The 18,379-nt window shown below is 63.5% G+C and carries 14 protein-coding genes; all 14 read right to left on the bottom strand.

All coding sequences use genetic code 11. The features are described 5' to 3' along the window. Positions 1 to 90: 90 nt before the first annotated feature. The 14 genes from ACK41X_RS03510 to crcB all read right to left on the bottom strand — a co-directional run bounded on the left by ACK41X_RS03510 (position 91) and on the right by crcB (position 18,371). Positions 91 to 336, bottom strand: a complete 246-nt coding sequence (locus ACK41X_RS03510) for a hypothetical protein (protein WP_409719309.1) — start codon at positions 334 to 336, stop codon at positions 91 to 93. Between the two features lie 9 nt (positions 337 to 345). Further along, complete coding sequence (locus ACK41X_RS03505; protein ID WP_409719307.1) at positions 346 to 1,458, bottom strand: putative zinc-binding metallopeptidase; 1,113 nt, start codon at positions 1,456 to 1,458, stop codon at positions 346 to 348. A 67-nt stretch (positions 1,459 to 1,525) separates the two neighbouring features. Further along, positions 1,526 to 2,407: a transglutaminase N-terminal domain-containing protein gene (locus ACK41X_RS03500; protein ID WP_409719305.1), complete on the bottom strand. Its 882-nt coding sequence runs from the start codon at positions 2,405 to 2,407 to the stop codon at positions 1,526 to 1,528. Continuing rightward, entirely contained in the window at positions 2,404 to 4,884 is a 2,481-nt protein-coding gene (locus ACK41X_RS03495) for a circularly permuted type 2 ATP-grasp protein (protein ID WP_409719303.1), read from the bottom strand. The genes ACK41X_RS03500 and ACK41X_RS03495 overlap by 4 nt, the downstream gene beginning before the upstream one ends. A 16-nt stretch (positions 4,885 to 4,900) precedes the next feature. Continuing rightward, positions 4,901 to 8,215 carry a DUF2126 domain-containing protein gene (locus tag ACK41X_RS03490; RefSeq protein WP_409719301.1) on the bottom strand — a complete coding sequence of 1,105 codons (3,315 nt, stop codon included), beginning with the start codon at positions 8,213 to 8,215 and terminating at the stop codon, positions 4,901 to 4,903. 264 nt (positions 8,216 to 8,479) lie between these two features. Then, entirely contained in the window at positions 8,480 to 8,968 is a 489-nt protein-coding gene (locus ACK41X_RS03485; protein ID WP_409719299.1) for an FmdE family protein, read from the bottom strand. 247 nt (positions 8,969 to 9,215) lie between these two features. After that, positions 9,216 to 9,983, bottom strand: a complete 768-nt coding sequence (locus tag ACK41X_RS03480) for an ABC transporter ATP-binding protein (RefSeq protein ID WP_409719297.1) — start codon at positions 9,981 to 9,983, stop codon at positions 9,216 to 9,218. Beyond that, positions 9,976 to 10,782 (bottom strand): ABC transporter ATP-binding protein, encoded by an 807-nt coding sequence (locus tag ACK41X_RS03475; RefSeq protein ID WP_409719295.1) that lies wholly within the window; start codon positions 10,780 to 10,782, stop codon positions 9,976 to 9,978. The genes ACK41X_RS03480 and ACK41X_RS03475 overlap by 8 nt, the downstream gene beginning before the upstream one ends. Continuing rightward, complete coding sequence (locus tag ACK41X_RS03470) at positions 10,779 to 11,858, bottom strand: branched-chain amino acid ABC transporter permease (RefSeq protein ID WP_409719293.1); 1,080 nt, start codon at positions 11,856 to 11,858, stop codon at positions 10,779 to 10,781. The genes ACK41X_RS03475 and ACK41X_RS03470 overlap by 4 nt, the downstream gene beginning before the upstream one ends. Continuing rightward, positions 11,851 to 12,723: a branched-chain amino acid ABC transporter permease gene (locus ACK41X_RS03465; protein WP_409719291.1), complete on the bottom strand. Its 873-nt coding sequence runs from the start codon at positions 12,721 to 12,723 to the stop codon at positions 11,851 to 11,853. Before ACK41X_RS03465 ends, ACK41X_RS03470 begins: the two co-directional genes overlap by 8 nt. 76 nt (positions 12,724 to 12,799) lie before the next feature. Beyond that, on the bottom strand, positions 12,800 to 13,960 hold the full coding sequence (locus tag ACK41X_RS03460; protein WP_409719289.1) for an ABC transporter substrate-binding protein: 1,161 nt from the start codon (positions 13,958 to 13,960) through the stop codon (positions 12,800 to 12,802). A gap of 26 nt (positions 13,961 to 13,986) precedes the next feature. Next, positions 13,987 to 15,948: an AMP-dependent synthetase/ligase gene (locus ACK41X_RS03455; RefSeq protein WP_409719287.1), complete on the bottom strand. Its 1,962-nt coding sequence runs from the start codon at positions 15,946 to 15,948 to the stop codon at positions 13,987 to 13,989. Between the two features lie 224 nt (positions 15,949 to 16,172). Continuing rightward, positions 16,173 to 17,864: a dihydroxy-acid dehydratase gene (gene ilvD, locus ACK41X_RS03450; RefSeq protein WP_409719285.1), complete on the bottom strand. Its 1,692-nt coding sequence runs from the start codon at positions 17,862 to 17,864 to the stop codon at positions 16,173 to 16,175. 69 nt (positions 17,865 to 17,933) lie between these two features. Next, positions 17,934 to 18,371, bottom strand: coding sequence for a fluoride efflux transporter CrcB (crcB, locus tag ACK41X_RS03445; RefSeq protein ID WP_409719283.1), 438 nt, complete (start codon positions 18,369 to 18,371; stop codon positions 17,934 to 17,936). Positions 18,372 to 18,379 lie beyond the last annotated feature (8 nt).

Raw genomic sequence — 18,379 nt, 5'->3', positions numbered from 1 at the left:
TGAAACGACATGACGCCCCTCGCCAGACGGGCGCACTGTCTTTGCAATTCATGTCATGATCAATAAGCGGGTAAGGAATTGTTAGCCTATTCAGAATTCGCAGTCACAATGTGTAGGATGACATTTTTCCAACAGAACAATGACAGATGCGATTTTTGCGAAAGCTGACAAGCCATTGCGAGTTTGAAAGCCGTGGCGCATCAAGCAAGCATCATGGCGTTTTTGATGTGGCAATTCAGCATCGTATGTTGAAATCCCGGCGCGCGAAATTTCCCACGCGACTGCAATGTGCAATTCTATTGCGACTGCGGAGCGCGATGCGAAGCCTTCGGCCACGCCGTCCTTTCACGCCGGTGTGCGTTTTTTCAGCAAAGCCACCATCGCCTTGAGTGCGGCCTCGTCCGCCAAATCGTCCGGATGCGGGACGCGCTGGATCAGCCGGTAGATGTAGCCGAGCTTCACCACAATCGCCGGCGCGATGGTGAACGGATAGAGATCGTTGAGCCCCATCGAGCGGTTGATCGCGTTGATGGCAAAGGTGAGCGGCAGCCATGCATCGATCAGCTGATCGACTGTCGCCCGAGAGGGATCGAAATCGACCGGAGATTCGAGCGAGGCGGCGCTGGCAACGCGCGGCTGCGTCGAGACGCCGAAAGCCCGCGCGGTCTCCAGTGTATCGACGATATGGAAATAGTGCGCCCAGGTCTCCGCGAAATCCTCCCACGGATGAGCGCTGGCATAGGCCGAAACGAAATGCGTGTCCCAGCCCGCAGGCGCGCCTTCGGAATGGTGGCGGCGCAGGGCTTCGCCGTAGTCGGCCCGTTCGTCGCCGAATACGGCGCGGAATTCCGAGATGGTGTCCTCGTTATTGGCGAGCAGCTCCCAGTAATAATGGGCAATCTCATGACGGAAATGCCCGAGCAGGGTCCGGTAGGGCTCTCCCATCGCGCCGCGCTGGCGCTCGCGTTCGGAATCGTCGGCCTCGGCAAGATTGATGGTGATCGCGCCGTTGAGGTGCCCGGTCATCACCGGCTCATGGGTGGGCGCAAGAAAATCGAAGGCGAGGCCGGCCGGGTCCTGCGTCTTGGTCACGAGCGGCAATTGCAGCCGTAACAGGCTGTAGAACAGCCGGTGCTTGGCGACCTCGATCCGGCGCCAGAGCACGAGATTGTTGTCGACCGACAGGTCGGGGATGGTGCGATTGTGGCGGCAGGCGATGCAAAATGCCTGGCCGCCATCGGCCTGGACCAGCCAGTTGCAGCTCTCGTATGCGGCATTGGCGCAAAATCTGTACATGCGGTCCGGATCGCCCAGCGCCCGCCAGACATCGCCTTCCGGCTCCAGCGCCGACATGCGCGACAGCCTTGGCAGGTATCCGACCCTGCGACCGCAGCTTCCGCAGATCGCATTTTCGAAATGAAGCGGCTGCCCGCACCCCTGGCAAACGAACAGCCGCATCTGGTCCTGCCTCTCGCGAGGGATGAAAACCAATGTCTCGGCGGAAGGTTCCCGCAATACTCCGCGGTCAGATCGCTTCAACCGGGATGACGTCGACCGCGACCTTCAACTGGTTCTCGCCCGAACCGACAAAGACGCCGTAAACCGGCGAGACGTCGGAAAAATCGCGGCCGACCGCGAGCGTGATATGGTCGGTGCCGGCGAGGATCGCATTGGTCGGGTCAAGGCCGATCCAGCCATTCTCGACCCCGGCCCACACCGAAACCCAGGCATGGGTGGCGTCCGCGCCCTGCAGCCGCTTCTTGCCGGGCGGCGGAACCGTCCGCAGATAACCGCTGACATAGGCCGCCGGCAGCCCGAGCCCGCGCAGGCCGCCGATCATGATCTGCGCAAAATCCTGGCAGACGCCGGCGCGCTGGGCGAAGGCGTCGGCGATCGCGGTAGACACCTGGGTGGTCTGCGGCTTGTAGGCGAAGTCCGCGCGAATGCGCGTCATCAGGTCGGTGCAGGCGTCCACGATGCCGCGGCCGCGGCCGAAGCTTTCGCGCGCATAGCGCGTCACCTCGCGCGACAATGCGATCCGCGGACTGGCGAACATGAAATGCGACGGGCCTGCCGCGCTCAAATCGCGATTGGCGAGCGCAGCCGCGCCGATTTCCTCCCAGGGACAATCAGGACCGGCGAGTTCGGGCCGCGGCGTCACCTCGACGCGCGCGGTGGAGCGGATGTGCAATTCGGTATGCGGGATGTCGATCGAGACGAGATCGACGATATTGCCGTAGAAATCCCGATGCGAGGCGGCGCGCTCCGGGTCGGGCGCAATGCGGATGCGATGGGACAGGCAACGCTGCGACAGCGTCGCGCGCGGTGTCAGCCGCAAGGCCAGCGACGCCGAGGTGACCGGCGCCTCGTAGGAATAGGCGGTCAGGTGATCGATGTCGTAGATCACGCGTGGATACTTATCCCTGCGCCGACCACGCCTTTCTGTCGCCGCAGGAAATAGCGCGCGGCAACGGCGTCGGCGAACGCGGATATGCGCTGCTCGAAGGCGAGCACTGCGGCATTATCCAGCTCTTGCGCTGTGGTGGTCTCAAGATCGGTCGCAAGCCGCGCCGCCAGCCGCTGCGGCTCTTCCGGCACGCCGTCGGGGTGCAGCGCGGGCAGCGTTGCGAGATGGTCCTTGATCGTCACCATCTGGAATCCGACGGAGCGCGGATTATACGGATCGAGCACCGCCATGTCGCGGACCGGCGCAAGCGCAATCCCGGTCATGTAGCGCGAGCGGTAGGTGATCTGGCAGTCGATCAGGTCGAGCATGACGTCGAGGTCTTCGGCGCTGGCATCGTCGGAGGCGAACATGCGCGCCATCCGGCAGGTATTGATGGCGCGCTCGGTGCGCCGTCCGATGTCGGAGAAGCGCCAGCCCGCATTGCGGTTCATATTCTCCTGGCCGAGGCCGGACAGCGCGGCGAGAATCTGGATGGCGCGGTCGGCGGCGTCCAGCACATCAGTCTCACTCGGCAGATCGCCGAGATTGGACAACAATTCATCGAGCCGCCGCGACAGCTTCGAAGCATCCACCGAAATCCGCTCGCGGATCACCGAACCGGCATTGCGCGCCATACGCACGCCCGACAGCCCGGAGCCATAGGCGGTGTCGTCGGCGAGCGCGGTGCGCGCGATCAGGAGGGTCGAGGCGTCCTGCATGTCTTCCGGGACTGCACCCCAGGCGACGAGCTGACGGGTGAGCTTTTCGATGGTCGCAGGCACATTGCCGGAGGCGAAGTCCATGTCGATCGCGCGCGCACACAGGCAGCGCACGAGGCGCAGCGTCGCTTCCGCGCGCTCCAGATAGCGGCCGTACCAGAACAGGTTGTCGGCGGCGCGGCTCGGGATGTTGGCGAGGATGCGCTGGATATGAATGGCGTCGCTGGCCGGCAGCAAGGTCTCCGGCGGCACCGGCTTTGCCGACAGCACCCAGACATCGGCCGACTGCACGCCTTCGCGCATGCTGATCGCGCGCGCATCGGCCTGCGCCGAGATCCGGCAAAATCCGCCAGGCATCACCTCCCAGCCTTGCGCGGTCGCAGCGGCGAAGACCCGCAGTACGAACGGACGCGGCACCAGCGTGTCGCCGGCCCAGACCGGCGTCGTCGACAATTTCACGACCTCCTGCCCGACAAAATCGACGCCGCGCTCCGCGATCGCTTCGCGCAAGGCATCGCGGCGCTCTGCGTCAAGCTCGGCAGGCAGCACCTGCGTATCGCCATTGAGTTCGGGCAGCCGGCTAACAAAGGCGCCGGAAATCGCCATGCTGTCCAGGTTGCCGAGCACGCGCTGCCGCGCCGCGCCATCGCCGCACCACCAGGTGGCGATATTGGGCAGGATCAGGTCTTCGCCGGTCAGATACGCAGAAATCTGCGGCATCACGCTCATCAATGCGCGCGATTCCGCAAAGCCTGCGCCGGGCATATTGGCGACGATGGTGCCGCCATGGCGCAGCGCCGAGACGAGACCGGGAACACCGAGACGCGATTCCCCGTTCAGCTCGATCGGGTCCACATAATCGGAATCGACAAAGCGCCAGATCACGTCGGCGCGCTTCAGCCCGGCGATGGTGCGTACATGGACGAGCCCGTCATGCACGACAAGGTCGTCGCCTTCGAGCAGCAAAAATCCGAGATAGCGCGCAAGATAGGCCTGTTCGAAATAGGTCTGGCTGTAGGGGCCGGGCGTCAAGAGGCAGATCCGCGGCTCGGAACGCTCGGCCGCATCGGCGAGCGCGGCGCGAAAGCCGCGAAAGAACGGCGCGAGCCGCCGCACATTCATGCGCCGGTACCCGGTCGGCAGGGCACGCGACATGACAAGCCGGTTCTCCAGCGCATAGCCCGCGCCCGACGGCGCCTGCGCGCGGTCGCTCAGCACCCACCACCTGCCATCCGGCCCGCGGCCGAGATCGACCGCGTAAAGATGAAGCCATCGCCCGCCGGGCGGCTCGACCCCGACCAGCGGCCGCAGGAATTCGCTCGATCCGGACACCAATGCCGCAGGCAGGACGCCCTCGGCCACGAGCTGGCCCTTGCCATAGACATCGTCCAGCAGAGCTTCGATCACGCGCGCGCGCTGCGTCACACCAGCGGCGATCGCATTCCATTCCTCTTCTTCGATCAGCAGCGGAAGACGGCTCATCGGCCAGGTGCGTTCGCGCGACTCGCCATGCACCCGATAGGAGACGCCTATGTCCTGCAAATGCCGGTCGACCGCCGCGAGCGATTGCTCGTCGGCGGAGAGCTGATGCAGGAAGTTGAGCCAGGCGCGCCGTGGCCGTCCGTCCGGACCGATCAATTCATCGGGGACGCCGGAGAGCGGCACGTAATCGTCGTACCAGGCCGGGCGCGCCATTTCGGCCGAAGCCGCTCTGTGCATGGGACGATCCATCACGTTAGGTCGGACGCCGGACACTCCGGCGCAGATCGAGCGTCAGCGGGAATTCGCTTGCGGTCTCTTCCGGCGGCAGATCCACTATTCCTGGAGTATGACCGTGATCCTGGAACCGCGCCAGCCGCCGCGCTTCCGCTTCATAGGAATTCACCGGAAAGGTTTCGTAGTTGCGCCCGCCGGGATGGGCGATGTGGTACACGCAGCCGCCGAGGGAGCGCCTGTTCCAGGTATCGATAATGTCGAAGGTCAAAGGCGCATGCACCGGAATCGTGGGATGCAAACCCGAGACCGGCTGCCAAGCCTTGAAACGGACACCGGCCACAGTTTCGCCCGATTCGCCAGTGGATGCCATCGGCATTCGCCGTCGGTTGCAGGCAATGACATGCCGCTCCGGCACGAAGCCTGTGACCTGGACCTGCAGCCGCTCGACCGACGAGTCGACAAAGCGAACCGTGCCGCCAGCGGCGCTTTCCTCGGCGAGCACATGCCACGGCTCGAGCGCCTGACGCAGTTCGAGTTTGACCCCGCCATATTCGACCGCGCCATAGAACGGGAAACGAAACTCCCATTGCGCCTTGAACCATTCCGGATCGAACCGATATCCGGCACGGCCCAGATCGGCGAGGACGCCGAGAAAATCCTGCCAAACAAAATGCGGCAGCATGAAGCGGTCGTGCAGCGTCGTGCCCCAGCGCGTCAGCCTGCCGTATTGCGGCTCGCGCCAGAACCACGACACCAGTGCGCGAATAAGCAATTGCTGCGCCAGCGACATGCGCGGATCGGGCGGCATCTCAAAAGAGCGGAATTCGACAAGGCCGAGCCGGCCGGTCGGACTGTCGGGCGAATAGAGCTTGTCGATGCAGATTTCGGCGCGATGGGTGTTGCCGGTGACATCGGCGAGAATGTTGCGGAACAGCCGGTCGACCAGCCATGGCGGAATGTGCGCCTCGCCGTCCGGCATCAGATCGAGGGCGATCTCGAGTTCGTACAAGCCGTCGTGACGCGCCTCGTCCATGCGCGGCGCCTGGCTGGTCGGTCCGATGAACAGGCCGGAGAACAGGTAGGACAACGAGGGGTGACGCTGCCAGTACAGGACAAGGCTGCGAAGAAGATCGGGCCTGCGCAGGAACGGCGAATCCAGCGGGGTTGCGCCGCCGATCACCACATGATTGCCGCCGCCGGTGCCGACATGGCGGCCGTCGATCATGAACTTGTCGGTGCCGAGCCGCGCTTGCCGCGCCTCCTCATAGAGACCGGTGGTGATGTCGACGGCTTCGCGCCAGCTCGAGGCCGGATGCACATTGACTTCGATCACGCCGGGATCGGGTGTCACCTTGATGACGTTGAGCCGCGGGTCATGCGGCGGCGGATAGCCCTCGATATGCACCGGCGTGGCTGTCGCCTTCGCGCTTTCCTCGATGGCGGCAATCAATTCGAGGTAATCCTCAAGCCGCTCAAGCGGCGGCATGAAGACGCAGATCACGCCGTCACGCGGCTCGATCGACAAGGCGGTTCGCACTGCGCCTGCGACGGCAATCTGTTCGACTCGGGTCTGCCGGTCGGCGCTGGCTTCGGCCGAGCCGCCGCCCTCATTATAGAGCTGTGCAAGCTGATCGCGGCTGGGCAGCGGATCGCGCGGCTCGGTCGGGTCCTGAGGATGCACGAACGGATAGTCGGAGCGCGGCACCCAGGGCAGCGAGGACAGCGGCAGCCGGAAGCCGACCGGCGAATCGCCCGGCACCAGAAACAGCCTGCCGCGGCGCAGCTTCCACTTTTCGCTCTTCCAGCGGCGCTCGGTCGATTGCGCTTGCCAGGCCTGAATGGGCAGCACGAAGCCTGACGGCTTCGACAACCCGCGCTCGAAAGTCCTCACCATGCGCGCGCGGGTTTCGGGGTCTTCGATCTTCGGATCGGTCGGATCGACATTCTCCGGAAGCTCGCCTTCCTTCAGCGCCCACACCGCCGGGTCCTCGAAGGCGGGAAGTGCGTATTCCGCCCCGACTCCAATGCGGTTGGCAAAGTCACAGGTGAAGGTCTCGGCCTGTTCGATGGAGGCGTTGCGCGGCCCCGCCTCGCGCGCGATCAGCGCGGCATCGCCCCAGACCGGCTGGCCGTCCTTGCGCCAGTAAAGCGAAAATGCCCAGCGCGGCAGGCTTTCGCCCGGATACCATTTGCCCTGACCGTAATGCAGAAAGCCGTTTGGCGCGAAACGCGCCCGCAATTTCCGGATCAGCGTGTCGGCCAGCGCGCGCTTGGTGGGACCGACCGCCGCTGTATTCCATTCCGCGCTCTGGAAGTCATCGATCGAGACGAAGGTCGGCTCGCCGCCCATGGTGAGTCGCACATCGTTCGTTCTGAGATCCCGATCAACGATATCGCCGAGCGCATCGAGTTTTTCCCAGGTCTCGTCGGAGAATGGCTTTGTGACACGTGGCGCTTCGTGAATGCGGTCGACCCGCATCTCGAAATGAAAATTGGTGTTCGCGACGTCGACCGTGCCGGTGATCGGCGCGGCGGACTGATAATGCGGAGTCGCGGCGAGCGGGATATGCCCCTCCCCGCACAACAGTCCCGAGGTGACGTCGAAACCGATCCAGCCGGCGCCGGGCACATAGATTTCGGCCCAGGCATGCAGGTCGCAGAAATCCTTGTCGGTGCCTTTGGGGCCTTCCAGCGGATCGACATCGGCCTTGAGCTGGATGAGGTAGCCGGAGACAAAACGCGCAGCGAGCCCGAGATGGCGCGCCACGTTCACAAGAAGCCATGCGGAATCGCGGCACGAGCCGGACGCGATCGCAAGCGTCTCCTCGGGCGTTTGTACGCCGGCTTCCATGCGGATCAGATAGCGAACCCGCTGCTGCAGCTGATGATTGAGACCCACAAGGAAATCGATGGTGCGCTCGCGGTCCTTCGACAGCGACGCGAGAAATTCGGACACCAGCGGACCGGCCGTTTCCGGAGTGAAATACGCCGCAAGATCGACCTTCAAATCCTCCGGGTAGACAAACGGAAAATGCTCGGCATAGGACTCGACGAAAAAGTCGAACGGATTGATGACCGAGAGATTCGCGGTGAGATTGACCTCGACCCGGAACGCCTCGGTCTTTTCCGGGAAGACGAGCCGTGCCAGCCAGTTGCCGTGCGGATCCTGCTGCCAGTTGATGAAATGCTGGCTCGGCCGGACGTTGAGCGAATAGCTCGGAATCTGGGTACGGCTATGCGCCGCCGGGCGAAGCCGGACGACCTGCGGACCAAGACCCACCGGCCGGTCGTATTTGTAGGATGTGACGTGGTGAAGCGAGACCAGGATCGCCACGACGCCTACACCCGAATTCCGATCGCCCGATATGGAATCGAACGACAATACCTGACCATGACAACAAGCCCCCGTACGGGGGCCAGTGTAGCAAGCCGGGGCCAACGCTTTCGCCTACTTTTGTCGCATAGACCGCCCACGGACCGGTCAGGCGCGGGCGCGATCTGGCGAGTCGCGGCCGATTTTTCGCTTTTGAACACGGGGTTTTGTAGCGATGGCCGCGCTGCGACCGGACCGTCGCACCAACCGGCCCCGGCGGCACCCTCAGTCGGCCGCCGTGACGGCGAACAGCCCGTCCATCTTCATGACGGCATCATGCCGCACGACCGGATCCTGTACCCGCTTGTTGATTTCAGCGAGCCGCGGCAGCGACGCCATGGGGATCGTGTATTTCAGCCCGGGACCGCCCTTGCGCGGGCGGATGACAATCACGGCCGCTGCCATATCGGGGGCCTGCTCCGAAGCCATCACGAGGCTGCGCTGTCCCGGCGAGGCCACTGTTGCAATGGCGATGCCGTCCGCGAAGCACGCGCATGGCGCCTTGGGATTGTCGAAATACAGAACCGACAATTCCCGCGGGCCGGCCTTCAGCTTCTCCCGTGCATCCAGTCCGATCTTGACCCCCAGCGGGATGAAGGCGCCGTAGCCGCCATGGACGCGGGCGCCGAGTGTCGCCCAGTCCTGCGCAGTTTCGGCCCGGACCTGACTGAGCGACAGATGAATAACCGCCAGCAAAACCAGAAGACGACGCATAAGACCTCCAGATCGGGCTGGATCCACGCCCTTATTAAGGTGACGGCTCTCGGCTGACCGGTTGTTCGCGGTGCGCCGCTATTCTGAACGTTGCACGGGCTGACGAACAAGCGAAAATCGCAACGCCGCAATCCGGATGTCACGCCGGTCCCCGCCGAAGCAGCACCACACCACGCCCACCGAAAGGCCGCGCCCGAACAAATCGACAGGACGAAGCGCAACGCTACATCGCACAAGGCGCGGTCCGCTAGCCCCGCCTTGCCGTGCCGAGATAGGCCGCGACCACCTGCTCGTCTTTCAGCACTTGATGGGCCGGACCGCTCGCCAGCGTGCGCCCATAATCCAGCACATGGATGCGGTCGGCGAGGTCGGCGACCATTTGCATGTCGTGTTCGATCCAGATCATGGCCATGCCGAGCTGGTGCTTGATGCGCAGGATGAACCGGGCAAGATCCTCGCGCTCCTCGCGGTTGAGGCCGGCCGATGGCTCGTCGAGCAGAAGGATCGCGGGCTCGTTGGCGAGAGCCCTGGCGAAGCCGATCAGCTTCTGGGTGCCGAACGGCAGCCCGCCGACGGGCGTATGGCGATAGCGCTCCAGTTCGACGAATTCGATGATCTTCTCTACCGCCTCGCGCTGGCGAACCTCCTCGGCGCGTATCGAGGGGAGAAACAGCATTTCGGCAAATACATTGCCCCTGATACGCGGATGTCGGCCGGTGAGCAGATTGTCGACCACGCTCATCTGCGGAAACAATTCGCCGTGCTGGAAGGTGCGCGCCACGCCGAGCGCGGCGATGTCATGCGGCTTCTTGCCGAGTAGCGACTCGCCGCGAAAACGGATCGCGCCCTCACCCGGATAAAGCCCGCTGATGCAGTTAAACACGGACGTCTTGCCCGCGCCGTTCGGGCCGATCAGCGCCAGCAGCTCCCCCTGCTCGACGGCAAGCGACACATGATCCAGCACGACAAGCCCGCCGAAGCGCAGCGTCAAATTCTCGATATCGAGTTCAACCATACCACCTCCGCGACCGGCGATATTGCTTGACGTCGCGGTAGCTGCGGCGTTCGGCGCCGCCGGCCTGTCCAAGATAGAATTCTTGGATATCGCCGTGGCTTTTCAGCTTTGCCGCATCGCCGTCGAGCACGACCCGGCCGTTCTCCAGCACATAGCCATAATCGGCGATCTCCAGCGCAACCGCGGCGCTTTGCTCGACGATAACAATCGTAATGCCGAGATCGGTCCGGATCCTGACAAGTTTCTGCATCAGATCCTCGACAATGACGGGCGCGAGGCCGAGCGAGAGTTCGTCGACGAGCAGAAGCTGCGGCTTGCACATCAGGCCGGAGGCGAGGGCCAGCATCTGCCGCTCTCCGCCGGAGAGAAGTCCGCCAATGCGCGCACGCAGGTCGGCCAGCCGGGGAAAAAAGGCATAGACCTCGTCCTCGCGCCGGCGGCGTTCCGCCTTGTTCATGCCCGGCGCGAAGGGCGCGGCGAGATTTTCTGCGACGGTGAGGTTCGGAAACACCTTGTCGCGCTCGGGGACGAGGGCGATGCCGAGCCTGGTCACTTCGTTTGGCGGACGGTTCTCGATTCGCTGGCCCTTGTAAACGATGCTGCCCGCAGTGACGCGCGCATTGTCGATGCCGAGAAACCCCGAAAGCGCCCTCAGCGTGGTGGACTTGCCCGCACCATTGGTGCCGAGAATCGCAACGATCTGGCCCTGAGCGACAGTGAGCGAAATGCCCTGAATCGCGGTGATGGCGTGGTGATAAACCACCTCCAGTTTTTCGGCGGTAAGCAGGGCCGCGTTCATCGCCGCGCTCCCGCGACCGGGCGATGCCTGAACGGCCAGAGCAGGAAATAGGTCTGGATGCGTCGCCAGATGCCGACGAGCCCGAGCGGCTCGAATACCAGGAACAGGATCATGACCAGGCCGAAAGCGGCATAATTCACGGCGAATAACTGTCCGGCATAGGCCTGTGCGTTCGGCAGCTTGAGAAGCACCGCCTCAATGACATAGGGGAAGATGGTCACGAACACTGCGCCCAGGATCGCGCCCAGCAGAGAGCCCATGCCGCCGATGATCACCATCGCGACATACTGGATGGTGAGGAATAGCGAGAACGCCTCGACCGAGACAAAGCTGCGGTAATAGGCGAACAGGGCACCGGCCACCGCGGCGATGGCGGACGAGATCACGAATGCGAGCAGCTTGTAGGCCGCGACATTGATGCCGAGGGCTTCGGCCACGGTTTCGTGCGCATGCAAAGCACGAAACGCGCGGCCGATCCGGGTGCGCAGCAGGTTGATGCACAGGAACAGCGTCAGTGCCGCGAAGGCCAACATCACATAGTACCAGACCCGGCCGCCATACAGCGTATAGCCGAACACCACCGGCGCATCGATGGAGATGCCGGTGGAGAAGCCGCGCTTGGTTTCGTATTCGCCGCCGAGATAGACCACGACGAAATGCAGCGCCAGCGTGGACACCGCAAGATAGAGTCCGCGCAGCCGCAGCGACGGCAGTCCGAAAATGACGCCGAGCAGCGCGCCGACAATCGCTGCGGCCGGGATCGTCAGGAAGATCGGTGCGTCGAATTCCTTGAACAGAATGCCGGCGGTGAAGGCCCCGGCGCAAAGAAGGCCAGCATGTCCGAGCGAGATCAACCCGGCAAACCCGGTCAGCAGCATCAGCGACAGTGCACCGATCGAGGCAAGCAATACCTGCGTCGCCAGGTCGAGATAAAAATTGGAGGCGACCAGCGGAAAGACGATCAGGATCACAGCGAAAACGGCGGCGCTGACCCGCTGCAGCCGGGTCTGCAGGAGTGCAAAATCCTGCGCATAGGAGGTGCGGAAATAACCCGAGGCGCGCGGCTGGCTAGACACGGTCGAGTTCCTCGCGGGTGCCGAACAGGCCCCAGGGCCGCACGATCAGGAACGCGATCAGCACGATGAACGGGATCACGTCGGAGAGCAGCGGATCGATATACTGGATCGCCAGCACTTCGCAGATGCCGATGATCAGTGCGCCGACGATCGCGCCAACGAGCGAGTCGAGTCCGCCGACCAGCGCCGCTGGAAAAGCCTTCAGCCCGATAATCATCATGCTGCCGGTGAGCCCGGAATCCAGCGAGATCAGCATGCCGGCGAGCGCGCCGGTCAGCGTCGAAAGCCCCCAGGCCAGTGCATAGACCGCGTGCAGGTTGATGCCGCGCTGCGCCGCGAGCAGCGGATTCTGTCCCGCCGCGCGCATGCGCACGCCCCAGGCGCCGAACCGCAAGAACGCGAACAGCGAGGCGTAGGTGAGAACGGTGACTCCGATGAGGATCGCCGCGAACAGCGAGATGCGCGCACCACCCGGCAGCGCCAATGCCGGATTCGAAAAGCCCAGCGCCTGCGCCGGATATTGCTGCTGCGCCGACCAGATCAGCACCATGAGGCCACGCAGGAGGATGCCGAGCGCGACGGTGGTGAGGACCGCGGCGAGCACCATCTGGCCGGTCATCTTGCGCATCAGGAACACATAGACCAGCACGCCGACGGTGAGGCTCAGCACGATCGCCGAGGCGATCGCGGTCACGGGGGAGCCAGCAAACATCCAGGCCGTGGTCAGCAGCAGATACGACCCGACCATCATCAATTCGCCATGCGCCAGATTGAGCACGCGGCTGACGCGGTAGATCAGCACATAGCCACAGGCGATCAGCGCGTAGATCGATGACAGGACGAGTATGTTGACGAGGAGTTGCAAGGGCCGCCTTATCTTCGCGCTGATGTTCTGCGTCCGTCATGCCCGGCTATGCCGGGCACGACGGCGCGGAAGCGGATCACTTCACGTCGTAGCTGAACCAGTCTTTGGCGACGACGATCTTGTTCGTCGCCGGATCCCACTTGTAGACGCGATAGAATTGCTTGGTCCGGAAGTGGTTGTCCTTGGTCCACTCGATCGGACCGCCGCGCAGTCCCTTGGTATCGACCTTCAGATTGGACATCGATTCGCGCAGCGTCTCGGCGGTCACCGGCTGCTTGGCGCCGCGCAGCGCCGCCTCGATCACCATGCCGGCGATCCAGCCTTCGGTCATCTGGTCCGGCGGATATTTGCTGCCGGCTTTCTTCGCCGCCTCGGCGATCTCCTTCTGGATCGGCAGATTGTCCTCGAACAGCGCGTTGGCGCCGATCACGAAGAGCTTGCCGTCCCTCAGGCGCTTGAGTTCGCCTTCGGCTTCCAGATGCGCCCAGGTAATGTAATCGCCCTCCCAGCCAAGCCGGCGCAGCGCTTCCAGCGTACGCACCTGCGTTACCCAGGGCGCCCAGGAAAATACCCAATTCGCTCCCGCATCTTTCAGGTTCGTCGCAAACGGGGTGTAGTCGGGCGTCGGCGGCGGCACCACCTGAATGCCGAGCGCGGTCATGCCCATTTCCGGCGCAAGCTTTGCGGCAAACTCCATTTCGCCGCGTGACAGCGGGATCGCCATCGCCGAGAAACCGATTTTCACCGGCTGCTTCGCGGTCTCCTTGACGAAGGTCAGCGCCGCGCGGCTGTCGAATTGCGACGCATAGGCCGTGGTGCAGAACTGCAGCTCATTCGCCGGGGGATAGACTTCCTTCGGGCAGACGCCGCTTGCGAACATCAGCGGGATCTTGGCGTTGCGCGATTCGGCGACCACCGGCGCGTAGGTAGACGACAAGCTGGCATTGATAAGCAGGATGGCGTTGTCCTGCGACACCAGTTTTTTGACGTTGGCGACCGCTTTCGACGGTTCGGCGGAATCGTCCTGGATCACCAGATTGATCTTCTTGCCATTGATACCGCCGCGCGCATTGACGCCATCGATATAGATTCGCAGCGCGTCCATGGCCGGTGCATAGGTCGAGGCCGGCGGCCCGGTGAGGGCCGAGGTGACGCCGATGACATAGGCGTCCTGGGCGGTTGCCGTTCCCATCAGGCCGGCAACGCCTGCTGCGGCGAGCGCGATCTTGATGCGCATGTTTCAGTCCTCCCTTTTGTTGTCGGTTATGCTCGGAGCGCCTCGCCGACTTCCGCGGCGAGTGCGCGGCTTTCACTCTCGTCGTACATGTCCTCGACCAGATCCTTGAACCGCTCGTACATCAGGTTGCGCTTGACCTTGCGGGTCGGCGTCACCGGCTCTCCGTCCTGTTCGGGGTCGAGTTCCTTGGGCAGAATGCGAAAATCCTTGATCTGTTCGACGCGGGCGAATTCGCGATTGGCTTTGTCGATCTCGGCGCGGATCAGCCCGCGCACGGCCTCGTTCTGAACGAGACTGGTAAAGCCGGTGTAGGAAACATTGTTGGCGCGCGCCCAGTCTGCGACGGAGTCGAAATCGATCTCGATCAGAGCGGTAAGGTATTTGCGGGCATGGCCGAACACCACCGCTTCGCCGATATAGGGGCTGGCGCGCAGACCGTTCTCGATGCTGGACGGCGAAATGGTCTTGCCGCCGGCCGTGACCAGAAAATCGCGGGCGCGGTCGATCAGGCGCAGCCTGCCGTCCTGCCATTCCCCGACATCGCCGGTGCGCAGCCAGCCATCGTCGCCGATGACTTCGGCGGTGGCGTCGGGCTTTTGCCAATAGCCCTCGAAATGATCCGGACCCTTTACCAGAATCTGGCCGTCGCCATCGAGCCGCACATCCCAGCCCCGCATCACGGTGCCGACATTGCCGGGTCTGGCGAAAGCGTCACCCTGCGCGCTGATGAAGGCGCCGCCGGTCTCGGTCTGGCCGTAGGCTTCCACGAGATTGACGCCCCAGATCTGCCAAAGCGCCGCGGTCTCCTGCGGCAAGGGTGCTGCGCCGGAGATCACGAGTTCGAGCTTGTCGAGACCGAGCTTGTTGAGGACGCGGCCGAAGGCTGCGCCGCGGGCAAGCGCATTCATCGCAGCGGTTGTCACATCGTTCTGTCCCGACCAGCGCCGGCGGGCGGCCTTCCGGCCGATCGTCATTGCCGCGGCATAGACCGCGCGCTTGAGCGGCGAGGTCGTGCTTAAGCCCACGAGCACTTGGGATGCGAATTTCTGCATGTAGCGCGGCACCGTGAACAGCACCGTCGGCGCCACCTCGAACAGCGTCTGCATCAGATCATCGACGTCCTCGCCGAAATGCGGGACGACGCGCGAGATCAGCGGCAGGGTGATCGCGACATCGCGGCCAAAAATGTGACAGAGCGGCAGGAACACCGCCGTGCGGTGGTCCCTTTCAGCCAGCGTCGGGAAGTGATCGACGATCGCGTAAGCACCAGCGAGATGCTTGCCGTGCGAAATCAGCGCACCCTTCGGGCTTCCCGTGGTGCCTGATGTGTAAACGATGAAGGCCGGATCGCTGCCCGTGAGCTGCGCCGTCATGGCTTCGAGCGCGGCGATACAGCGTTCCTCGTCGGCGGATACCGCGTTCAACACGTCCGACAGCGACTTCAGCTTGGGATGGCTGTAATCGAACATCGCCGAATCGTCGATGACAACGATCGCTTCTAGATTCGGCAGCCGGTCCGCAACCTGCAGAATTTTGTCGACATATTCCTGATCCTCGGCGACGAAGATTTTTGCGCCACCGTCGGTCATCACGTGCTCGACTTCGGAAACCGAAGCGGTGGGATAGATTCCGTAGACGATGGCGCCCCTGGCCTGCGCAGCCATGTCGCAAACCATCCAGTCCTCGCAGGCGTCACCCATGATGGCGACGCGGTCGCTCTTGTTCAGGCCGAGCGCCTCAAATGCGACCGCGCATCGCCCGACCGCCGCGGCATAGCCGCGCCAGGTTCGCTCGCGGTACAGGCCCAGATGCTTGGCGCGATAGGCGACACCGGCCGGGCTCTGCCGGGCATGTTCGGCGATCAGCCCTGGCGCGGTTTTGCCGCGCAGAATGGCAAATTGCGGAGGCTGCGCGGCGGCAAAGGTCATGACGGTAAAGCCGAAGCCGGCGACGCAGTCGGTGCGCCGCGCGCGCGCCAAAGGCTGCAACCGAGCGTCGTCATCGCCGATATCCTCCCGGGACCGGCCGGTCGTCCGGCTCTTGTCCGCGCCATTTCAGCGCCGGAAATTCTATAGGTCAATCAAATTTTTTGTGCGGGATTGGCCCGGAAGCAGCTTCGCCGACTCGCGGTCGGCGACTGCAGATTAGGCGCTACACGGGTGCCCGATCTCAAACCCTCAAACCGCAGCGCAGCAGCGAGGAAACCGTCCGGTCAGCGGCCGGACGGCTCGTCGGTAATCGCGCCGCGGCTGGCGCTCGAAACGAGCTTTATGTATTTCGCCAGCACGCCCTTGGTGTAGCGCGGCTTCGGCGCCATCCAGAGCTTCCTGCGACGCGCCAATTCCTTGGCCGGCACATTGAGCTGGATGAGCCGCTTCTTCGCATCGATTGTGATCGAATCGCCTTCCTGAACCAGTGCGATCACGCCGCCCTCGAAAGCCTCCGGTGCGACATGGCCGACCACCATGCCCCATGTGCCGCCGGAGAAGCGGCCATCGGTGAGAAGCCCGACCGACGCCCCGAGCCCCTGGCCGATCAGCGCCGACGTCGGCGCCAGCATTTCCTGCATGCCCGGTCCGCCCTTGGGGCCCTCGTATCGGATCACAACCACATCACCGGCCTTGATCTTCTTGGCCATGATCGCCTTCAGGCATTCCGGCTCCGAATTGAAAACGCGCGCCGGTCCGGTGATGGAGGGCTGCTTCAGCCCGGTAATCTTGGCAACGCAGCCCTCCGGTGAAAGATTGCCCTTCAGAATCGCGAGGTGGCCCTGTTTGTAGAGCGGATCAGACCACGGCCGGATCACATCCTGATCGCTGCGCGGTTCGTCGGGAATATCGCGCAGCATCTCGCCAATACTCTTGCCATGGATGGTCATGCACTCCCCGTGCAGCACCCCATTGACAAGCAGCATCTTGAGCACCTGCGGCACACCGCCGGCAGCATGAAAATCTGTCGCTACATACTGGCCGGAGGGCTTGAGATTGCACAGCACCGGCACCTTGCGGCGCACCCGCTCGAAATCGTCGATGGTCCATCGCACGCCGGCCGCGCTCGCAATCGCGAGATAATGCAGCACCGCGTTCGTGGAACCGCCGGTCGCCATCACCAGTGCTACCGCATTCTCGATCGACTTGCGGGTGATGATGTCGCGGGGCTTCAGGTCGTTCTTGACCGCCTCGACGAGAATGCGGGCCGACTCAGCCGCCGAATCCGCCTTCTCGGGATCGGGCGACGCAATCTGCGAAGAACCAAGTGCACTCATGCCGAGCGCTTCGAACGACGAAGACATGGTGTTGGCCGTGTACTGGCCGCCGCAGGCTCCCACCGAAGGGCAGGCATTTTTCTCGATGCCTTCGAAATCCTCCTTGGACATCTTGCCGGCGCTGAAGGCACCGACCGCCTCGAAGGGACTGACGATGGTGAGCTTCTCGCCCTTCCAGAAACCCGGTTTGATGGTGCCGGCATAGACGAAGATTCCGGGCACATTCATGCGCGCCATGGCCATCATCGCGCCCGGCATATTCTTGTCGCAGCCGCCGACCGCGACCACGCCGTCCATGCGCTGACCGTTCACGGCGACCTCGATCGAATCGGCGATGACCTCGCGCGAGACCAGCGAATACTTCATGCCTTCGGTGCCCATACCGATGCCGTCGGTGACGGTCGGGAATCCGAAGACCTGCGGCATCGCACCGGATTGCTTGAGCGCACCCATCACGCGGTCGACCAGCGGCTGAATCCCGGCATTGCAGGGATTCATGGTGGAGTGGCCATTGGCCACGCCCACGATCGGCTTTTCGAAATCGCCATCGGTGAAGCCGACAGCCCGCAGCATCGCCCGATTGGGCGAACGCGCCACCCCGGCGGTGATGAGATGGGAACGTCTGTTGAGTTTGGTCACGTGGTTTGCTCGTCCGGCCGATGATTCGATGTCACCTGTCATATCGTTTTCTGACGCTCATGGAACTCTTTATCGCGGCAGCCGGTTCAGGCGGGCCGCCAGTGCGAAGCCGGCCCAAACGGCGGCCAGCCAGCCCGCCAGCGACAACCCGATATTGAGCCCGGCCGTCTGCAGGTCGCCCGCCTGTATGAGGCGGACGGTTTCCAGGCTGAAGACGGAAAACGTGGTGTACCCTCCGCAGATGCCGGTCATCACGAATTGCCGCTGCACCGGCCCGGCAAATATCCGCCCGTCGGGTCCGGTCAGCGCCGCATAAAAGCCAATCAGGAACGAGCCGGTCACATTCACGAAGAACGTGCCCCAGGGCATGCCGCCCGGGAACCAGGCGTGCAGCAATTCGGAGATCAACCAGCGCGCGGTCCCGCCGATAACGCTGCCGCTCCCAACGGCCAAGTAGAGCAAAATCTGGGTATAGAGCTCGGACCGCCGCGCCCGCTTGGACCGCATTGCATCCG

This window comes from Pseudorhodoplanes sp., assembly GCF_046289595.1.
In the GTDB taxonomy this organism is placed as follows: Bacteria; Pseudomonadota; Alphaproteobacteria; order Rhizobiales; family Xanthobacteraceae; genus Pseudorhodoplanes.
The sequence above is the reverse complement of the archived record's forward strand: the minus strand, read 5'-3'. Positions and strand labels throughout refer to the sequence as shown.

What these genes read in the sequence shown, in the direction of transcription:
- ACK41X_RS03495 (WP_409719303.1), bottom strand. Translation starts at nt 4,884, where the DNA reads ATGCACAGAGCGGCTTCGGCCGAAATGGCGCGCCCGGCCTGGTACGAC.
- ACK41X_RS03475 (WP_409719295.1), bottom strand. Translation starts at nt 10,782, where the DNA reads ATGAACGCGGCCCTGCTTACCGCCGAAAAACTGGAGGTGGTTTATCAC.
- ACK41X_RS03460 (WP_409719289.1), bottom strand. Translation starts at nt 13,960, where the DNA reads ATGCGCATCAAGATCGCGCTCGCCGCAGCAGGCGTTGCCGGCCTGATG.
- ACK41X_RS03505 (WP_409719307.1), bottom strand. Translation starts at nt 1,458, where the DNA reads ATGCGGCTGTTCGTTTGCCAGGGGTGCGGGCAGCCGCTTCATTTCGAA.
- ACK41X_RS03485 (WP_409719299.1), bottom strand. Translation starts at nt 8,968, where the DNA reads ATGCGTCGTCTTCTGGTTTTGCTGGCGGTTATTCATCTGTCGCTCAGT.
- crcB (WP_409719283.1), bottom strand. Translation starts at nt 18,371, where the DNA reads ATGCGGTCCAAGCGGGCGCGGCGGTCCGAGCTCTATACCCAGATTTTG.
- ACK41X_RS03480 (WP_409719297.1), bottom strand. Translation starts at nt 9,983, where the DNA reads ATGGTTGAACTCGATATCGAGAATTTGACGCTGCGCTTCGGCGGGCTT.